8 protein-coding genes are annotated in these 7,251 nt (G+C 53.0%); 1 reads left to right on the top strand and 7 read right to left on the bottom strand.

Translation table 11 applies throughout. From position 1 onward, the window contains the following. Positions 1-63: 63 nt before the first annotated feature. Entirely contained in the window at positions 64-966 is a 903-nt protein-coding gene (locus AC1Q8Q_RS28555; RefSeq protein ID WP_492615799.1) for a TerC family protein, read from the top strand. 148 nt (positions 967-1,114) lie between these two features. On the opposite strand, the gene AC1Q8Q_RS28550 is transcribed toward AC1Q8Q_RS28555, so the two are convergent. The 7 genes from AC1Q8Q_RS28550 to AC1Q8Q_RS28520 form a co-directional block, all read right to left on the bottom strand. Then, positions 1,115-2,065 carry a DMT family transporter gene (locus AC1Q8Q_RS28550; RefSeq protein WP_492615798.1) on the bottom strand — a complete coding sequence of 317 codons (951 nt, stop codon included), beginning with the start codon at positions 2,063-2,065 and terminating at the stop codon, positions 1,115-1,117. Then, on the bottom strand, positions 2,062-2,634 hold the full coding sequence (locus tag AC1Q8Q_RS28545) for a TetR/AcrR family transcriptional regulator (RefSeq protein ID WP_168758092.1): 573 nt from the start codon (positions 2,632-2,634) through the stop codon (positions 2,062-2,064). The genes AC1Q8Q_RS28550 and AC1Q8Q_RS28545 overlap by 4 nt, the downstream gene beginning before the upstream one ends. Before the next feature lie 769 nt (positions 2,635-3,403). After that, the gene (locus AC1Q8Q_RS28540; protein ID WP_492615797.1) at positions 3,404-3,862 is read right to left on the bottom strand and encodes a hemerythrin domain-containing protein; all 459 of its coding nucleotides are present in this window, start codon (positions 3,860-3,862) and stop codon (positions 3,404-3,406) included. A 637-nt stretch (positions 3,863-4,499) separates the two neighbouring features. Next, positions 4,500-4,640 carry a DUF2256 domain-containing protein gene (locus tag AC1Q8Q_RS28535; protein WP_080725393.1) on the bottom strand — a complete coding sequence of 47 codons (141 nt, stop codon included), beginning with the start codon at positions 4,638-4,640 and terminating at the stop codon, positions 4,500-4,502. Continuing rightward, positions 4,637-6,175 carry a cryptochrome/photolyase family protein gene (locus AC1Q8Q_RS28530; RefSeq protein ID WP_492615796.1) on the bottom strand — a complete coding sequence of 513 codons (1,539 nt, stop codon included), beginning with the start codon at positions 6,173-6,175 and terminating at the stop codon, positions 4,637-4,639. The genes AC1Q8Q_RS28535 and AC1Q8Q_RS28530 overlap by 4 nt, the downstream gene beginning before the upstream one ends. A 25-nt stretch (positions 6,176-6,200) precedes the next feature. Beyond that, a complete protein-coding gene (locus AC1Q8Q_RS28525) occupies positions 6,201-6,506 on the bottom strand; it encodes a DUF6482 family protein (RefSeq protein ID WP_083350156.1) in 306 nt (101 codons plus the stop codon). Between the two features lie 14 nt (positions 6,507-6,520). After that, the gene (locus AC1Q8Q_RS28520) at positions 6,521-7,231 is read right to left on the bottom strand and encodes an SDR family NAD(P)-dependent oxidoreductase (RefSeq protein ID WP_492615795.1); all 711 of its coding nucleotides are present in this window, start codon (positions 7,229-7,231) and stop codon (positions 6,521-6,523) included. Positions 7,232-7,251: the final 20 nt, after the last annotated feature.

Raw genomic sequence — 7,251 nt, 5'->3', positions numbered from 1 at the left:
TAGTCATAAACATAACCGTTTGCCTATCCCTTATCGTAAGGAGGAAACGGTGTCCTGTCTTTCATGGGGCTCGTTCACGGGGTTCTCCACCGTGAGCAGCGAGAAATCGGCGTTACTGAAAGTCTGCTGCTGTCTGCTGGCTATATCACGGCTGGCTTGCTGTTTGGCCTCTGGGTCTGGCAGGTCAAGGGGGTTGACGCCGGGATGGATTTCTACACCGGTTTTCTGATCGAGAAATCGTTGTCGATGGACAACGTGTTCCTGATGGCGATGATCTTCAGCTTCCTCTCTATCCCGCGCAGGTATCAGCACGAGGTGCTGTTCTGGGGCATTCTCGGTGTCATCGTGATGCGCGCGATCATGATTGGCCTGGGGGCGGCGCTGATCGCCGAGTTCAGCTGGATTCTCTATGTGTTCGGCATCTTCCTGCTGTTAACTGGAGTGAAGATGCTGTTCAGCAAGGTCGATGCCCATCCAAACCTTAGCGAAAACCTGCTGGTGAAGTTCCTGCGCAAACACATGCGGGTGACCGAGCAACTGCATGAAGGGCGCTTCTTTGTCCGTCAGGCAGATGCCAGCGGCAAGTCCGTGGTCTGGGCGACGCCGTTGTTCTTGGCCTTGGTGCTGATCGAGTGTGCCGACCTGGTGTTCGCCGTGGACAGTGTGCCGGCGATCTTCGCCATCACCCAAGACCCCTTCATCGTCTACACCTCGAACATCTTCGCCATCCTTGGCCTGCGTGCGTTGTATTTCGCCCTGGCGGCGATGATTCACCGCTTCGCCTACCTAAAGTACGCGCTGGCACTGGTGCTGGTGTTTATCGGAGGCAAGATCTTCCTGGTCGGCATCATCGGCAAGATTCCGGCGGTTATTTCCCTGAGCGTGACCCTGGTGCTGCTGCTGGGCGGTGTGCTGCTGTCGCTGTGGAAAACCCGCGTCCAGGCCTCTGCTGGCACGCAGGAGTAAATCCAAAAAGGTGGTGGCCCCGGTCGGCTACCTCCTAGCGAATTGGCGACTCTGAGAAATGGGGTAGTGATGAACAAGACGCTGCAAAGGATACCAAAGGGGCTATTACTGCTGCCGGCGCAGTCGAATTAGTTTTGGCCAAGGTCAGTTATCCCACCACGAGGCGTGTTTGCCTGCGATAAAAGGCGTGAATTGCCCATACCACCCCGACCAATAGCAACCCTGTCCCAAGCGCTTCCATAGGAGAGGGCCAGCGTTGGTTGATCAGCAGGCCCATCGTAGTTGCATAAATGGTTCCGCTGGCGATCAATTGCCCGCTGAGCGCCAAAGGTAGACGTCGAGTTGCAATTGACCACGCCCAGGCACCCGCAAGGGTAGCCCCTAACCCCTGAATCAACCCACAGACTAATAGCGCCTGAGTACCTGCTAACCCGCTCGGATGGCTAGCGAAGTGGGACAGGTTCAAGTGCAGACCAACGGGTATGAACGCCAGTATCTCGACGCTGCACATGAAGATCAGCATGGCTGACCACAACATGGGCGACATGCTTGGGCGCTGAGCCAAAGCACTTTCATTTAACAATCCAAAGCCCGTCCAAAATCCAATTGCCATTAACGATGCGAGCAGCCCCAGCAGTATCGAATGGGTCGGGAGCACCACCTTTGCGGCGCTAAAATCAAACACGCTCAAGTTGACCAAACTTATGCCCAATGCGGCCACCAGCAGCGGCCCGGCAATGGCGCGCCAGGGCACGCTGGAGCTTCGCATGTTGCCGGCAATCGCTAGCACAATCGGTACTGACCCCATCATTACCGGAGGAATCACCGGCCCAGCTGCCAAGACCGCAGTGGTGATCAGGAAGAAGTAGCCGATGTATCCCAAGAAGCCCAGCAGTGCTGCACAGGCCCAGTCGGTAAGTCGCAATTGCCTCACTTCGCTACGGTAAACAAACAGCACAAGCAGACTACCTAAACCGGCAAAGGCATAGCTCACCACAGCCAGATCAAAAAGGCTGTAATCGCCGACCAACCCCGGAAAGATGTAGAGAAGTGACCAGGAAAAAGTGGCGGCAATGGCCGCTATTAAACCTAGGGTCATACGCTCTGCTCCTTCTGGCACAGCTTCCGGATCCAGCAATGAGCTACGTGCCGGGCAGTGTCGAATACCCGCACATCCTGGCCCATGGCGCCGCTGACAAAACTACCCTCCAGCAAGATAAAGAGCCCCTCAGCAACTGCGTCAGGGTCGCTTGTACCGGCGCTCACAGCCAAGTCAGTAAGTTTTTCGCGTATCCCTTGCTTATGCCTGCTCACTGCCAAATGCACAGGGTGGCTAAACTTGGGGAATTCAGCCGCACTGTTGACGAACAGGCACCCGCGCTCGCTATCTTGCAAAAGAAAGCGTTGATACAAATCGAAAAAAGCGAGCATGCCACTGACCGGGTCAGGATGCCCTGCCAAGGTGCGCGCTACCTCTTCACGCCAGCGTCGGTCACGCTCCTCAAGGCAAGCCACTATCAGCGCATCTTTGGAGGGGAAATGGTTGTAGAGCGTCATCTTGGTAACGCCCGCCATCGCGGCGATGGCCATCACACCAGTAATGTTTATACCTTGTGACAGAAATAGCTTCAGCGCTGAGTCAATCAAGCGCTCGCGGGTATTGTCCAACTTAAGGCACTCCGGCATAGGGACGGAATTGACTATACTGACCGGTAAGATCTGGATGTACCCAAATACGACCTGAATCATGGCCGCTACGACACAAGCCACAGCATGCTAAGGCGGCAGTAAATCGTAGGTTTGGCCAATCAGGACGTTCGCTACGCTAGCTAAACGCACCCTGCACCCGAGTGGTTAACGCATACGCTCTTGCCTCTGGTATGTGACGGGAATCGATCCACTGGGTAAGGATGTGCATTTATGGGGCTAGTTGTAGAGGTCGGCAAAGCGCCAATAACATCATCTTTGAAGCCGATTACGCTTGCAGCGACGTTTGAGGGCTTGCCTATTACATCGGATAAATCACTGAAGCTGAAACAAGCCCGTTTTCTGGCAATTTAGCGCCACGATGCTATCTTTTAACATCTATGAACCGAAATGGAGGTCGTCTTCAAGAAACCGATCGCTTCGAAGCAATAGGTAAGTTTGGACGGCAATACACGATTGTTGAATCAACGAGCCAGTCGTCACGAGATGCCATGATTGGCGATGAGTCAAAGTGGGTTAACGGATCATCATATTTGCGCGCGATAGATTTTTGGCCGGTCAGTCAAATCAGCGATTCCGAGTTTATAATTTTTCTCACCGGAGAAAAAGTGAAGAGGCTTAAATGAGCGCATTTCAATTTTCCGATTACCAAATCAAGTAAAGCAAACCGAGCTTGTTAGATCGCGGACTAAGTAGTAGCTAGAATTTTAAGGTCTACGATAAGACCCAATTAATGCCACTGACGTTTTATTTCCTGCCACTGCTCGTCTGACAGCCACTTATCTGCCAACGGAAAGAAAATATTTTCCTCCGAGTCCATATGATCGAAGTATTTTTTGATAAAGTCATCGATAGTGTCAGCAATTACTCTCGTTTCCTGAGTTGTATCCTCCAACATCTTTAGCTGTCCAGCAATGCGTCCAAATGCTTGATGATCTCGCTCGATATCCTTGACCCGTTGGTGGATCGGTGCCTCAGTCCCTAGCAAATACAGCCGAATAAGTTCTTCATTTTCATGGTGGTGTTGTTCTGCGTCACCATGCATGGCTTCCAGCATCTTGAACAACAACTTGCAGTCATCAGAACCATCGGATTCATGCCTTATCTTCCTCAGCAACTCTTTGATCTGAGTGATTTTTATAGCTGCCTCATGATGATAGGCCTGAAGTTCTTTCAACAAGACGTTCATATCAAAACCTCGTCACGACACCAAACCATCTCACAGAAAAATTTATTAACTAGCACCCTCAAAGGCAACCAATATTTAAATTTCCATATATATCAATACCTTGTTAATCGAGCTCGCCAAAATGACTTAACATTTTTAGTATAGGCGAGCATAGAGCTCTCATCCCCGAAAATTTGCCGCCTTTTGAAAGAATTAAATATTAAATGAATAATCATATGCACCATTTAGATCTTTCGGATGTCGTCGCGCGAATACGAGGGAGAGAGCGGTGCCGCCCATAAGGTAGATCCCGAGCGTTTTTTAGGAAGCTTCCAGTCAACTCATGTCCGCTCATGCTCCAAATCGGAAATTGACAACGGTCGTTTGCGATGATGTCGTATGGCCACTAATAGCGAAGGGGCTTGGATAGGGCGTGAAGATGATATCGAGAGCTGTTGTCCCTGAAATTCGAACGGAAAGGGGATCCATGCGAAACAAAACGGATTTCTACTGCGAGACCACGACCAGAGCTTTTAATCTCTGTGCCTAATGTGTAGAAGCTGCGACTGAAGACCACCTACCAGACTCAAGTTGAAGGCGTAGATCCTCGGGTGCTTTGAGTCCCTGCAGGAGACGTACTCTTATCTGTTTCACACTCTCACCATTCAATGCTCCTGCGCCGTTGGCAACGCTGCGAGCAATAGCGCACTTGAGCCCAGCAGCGCGCCCATTTCTTGCGCCAGGCGAAGGGCAGTCCGCAGACCGCACAGGTTTTGACCGGGAGTTCACTCTTCTTCAAAACGACTCCCCGGCATCCAGTTTGGCGAGCAGTTTCTGGCCACGATCCCATAGCGCTTGCTGCTTTGATTCAGTCATGCGATCGAGGTTTTTGTAGACCATGCCCATGCGCTGATTGCAGCGCAAAAGGTCGGCGTGACGCATTAGAAAATGCCAGTAAAGCGAATTGAAAGGGCAGGCGTCGTCCGTCGTGCTTTCACTGACTTTGTACACGCAATTACGGCAGTAGTCGGACATGCGCTTTATGTATTGGCCACTGGCGCAGTAAGGCTTGGAGCCCAGGTAACCACCATCGGCGTGCATGACCATGCCCAGTGTGTTGGGTAGTTCGACCCAGTCGAATGCGTCCATGTAGATCGCCAGGTACCAGTCGCAAATCCGGGTTGGCGCGATGCCGGCCAGCAGTGCAAAGTTGCCGGTCACCATCAGCCGCTGGATATGGTGGGCATAGGCATGTTTCAAACTTTGGCCGATCGCTTGGCCCATGCAATTCATCCTGGTGTCGCCCGTCCAATAGAACTCTGGGAGCGGTCTGCTGTTGCCAAACAGATTGCCATAGGCGTAGTCGGGCATCTTCAGCCAATAGACGCCCCGAACGTATTCACGCCAGCCGATGAGTTGGCGGATAAAGCCTTCAGCTGCATTCAGCGGGATCCTGTGCGCCCAATAAGCAGCTTCCACGTCGTTACACAATTTACGCAGATCCAGCAGACCAATATTCAGCGCGGCGCTTATCCGCGCATGAAACAGGAAGGGCTCATCACTGGCCATCGCATCTTGGTAGTCGCCGAAGGCTGCCAGCCCCCAGTCGAGGAAGTAGTCCCACAAGGCTTGGGCATCGTCGTGGGTCACCGGGTAGTCAAAGTTGTCGAGGGCGCCATAGTGGCCGGAGAAGTTTTTTGCGACCAGCTCCAGCACGTGCTGTGTCATCGCATCGGCCGAAAAGCGCATGGGCGAGGGGGCTCTTAAGCCTTTGGGAAGTGCCTTTCGGTTTTCGGCATCAAAGTTCCAGGCGCCGCCGACCGGGCTGCCGTCACCATTGAGTAACAAGCCGCTCTTGCGCCGCATCTCACGATAAAAGAACTCCATGCGCAGTTGTTTTTTATCCTTGGCCCAGGACGAAAACTCGGCGCGGGTGCAGAGAAAACGGCTATCGCTATGCCAATGGATCGCTAAGCCACAGTCCTTGAGCGACTGCTCCAGGCGCCAATCTCCACACTCGGTCAGGTGCAGTTCCACTGGGTGCAGCAGCGACTGCCAACGTCGTAACTCTCCTGGCACCGATCCGCTGTTGTGCGGATCGTCAAGGGTGACGTATTGCACTCGCAGGCCGAGCTGCTTCAATGCTTCGGCAAAATGGCGCATCGCACTGAAGATCAGCGCGATTTTTTGCGGATGATGAGGCACATGGCTAGCTTCCTCCATCACCTCAACCAGCAGAATCGTATCCTGCTCGGCATCCAGCCCCTTTAATGATGGCAGGTCGAAGGACAACTGGTCACCCAAGACCAAACATAGTCGGTGAGTCTTGTTCATTCGACAGGTTCCAAAGGAAAGAGAATCACCAGGGTGCAGTCAGCGAAAAAGAAATGCGTAACGACTCGATGGGCCCTTCCCGTGAGCCGCACATCTCGTCATGGACACACTGCTGCACAAGCACGCAGGGGAATGGTGGGACAAACTGCAACAACTCACGCAGATGATTAATGGAGTGAAGGTGAATAGGCTTTGCTTCATCGTTCAGCAGCGTGAACTGGCCGTGATCCAGTCTGACTCGCGCCAGATAAAAACCGCCTTCCAGAGACAGCAGCTCCAGCTCTCGTACTTCTCCCTTCGCGGCCCGTTCGGTCAACGCTTGCAGATTCAACATTCACTCCCTGCCTACCAAGGTAGGCGTTCTCCGGAATATGCAAAGAAATTGCCGCTATCGGCAGGCGCCAAACGATCAATCAGTGATAACAACTCCTCGGCAGCAATACTTGCCGGCCTGGCTGCCGAGGCACTACGAAAGGGTTGTGAAAGGCCCGAAACAACGGTGCCAGGATGAAGGCTCAATAAGCGGGTATGAGGGCGTGTCCGTGCGAGTTCGATCGCAGCCGTTTTAATCAACATGTTCAATGCTGCCTTGGAGGCGCGATAGGCGTACCAGCCCCCCAAACGGTTATCGCCGATGCTGCCCACCTTGGCGGAGAGCACCGCCATCACGCCGTGGGGGTCAAGCAAGGGCAGGAAGTGACGCAAAACAAGTGCAGGCCCGAGTGTGTTGACTTGGAATATCGCCTGGAGCGCATCCGATTCAATAGATGTGTAACTTTTTTCAGGCTTGATGTCTTCGCGATGAAGCAGACCGGCAGCATGCAAAATCAACTGGTAAGGAGCTTCTTCAGCTAATTCGACGGCCGCGCTGGCGATACTGTCGGGCTTTTCCAGATCCAATCCTGGAGCACTGTTGCGCCCCAGTTCACGAACAACCGAACATTTTGGATCTTCGTTGAGCAACTCACAAAACGCGGTGCCAAGCGCTCCACTGGCGCCTATCACCAAAGCACGGTAGCCCTCGCCAAGGGAGTTCATACGGAAGGAACTGTTCATTTAGCCTCTGCGCAGAAAGA

It is taken from the genome of Pseudomonas sp. GW823-FHT06B06 (assembly GCF_058795195.1).
This window is presented reverse-complemented; position numbering and strand designations above follow the sequence as displayed.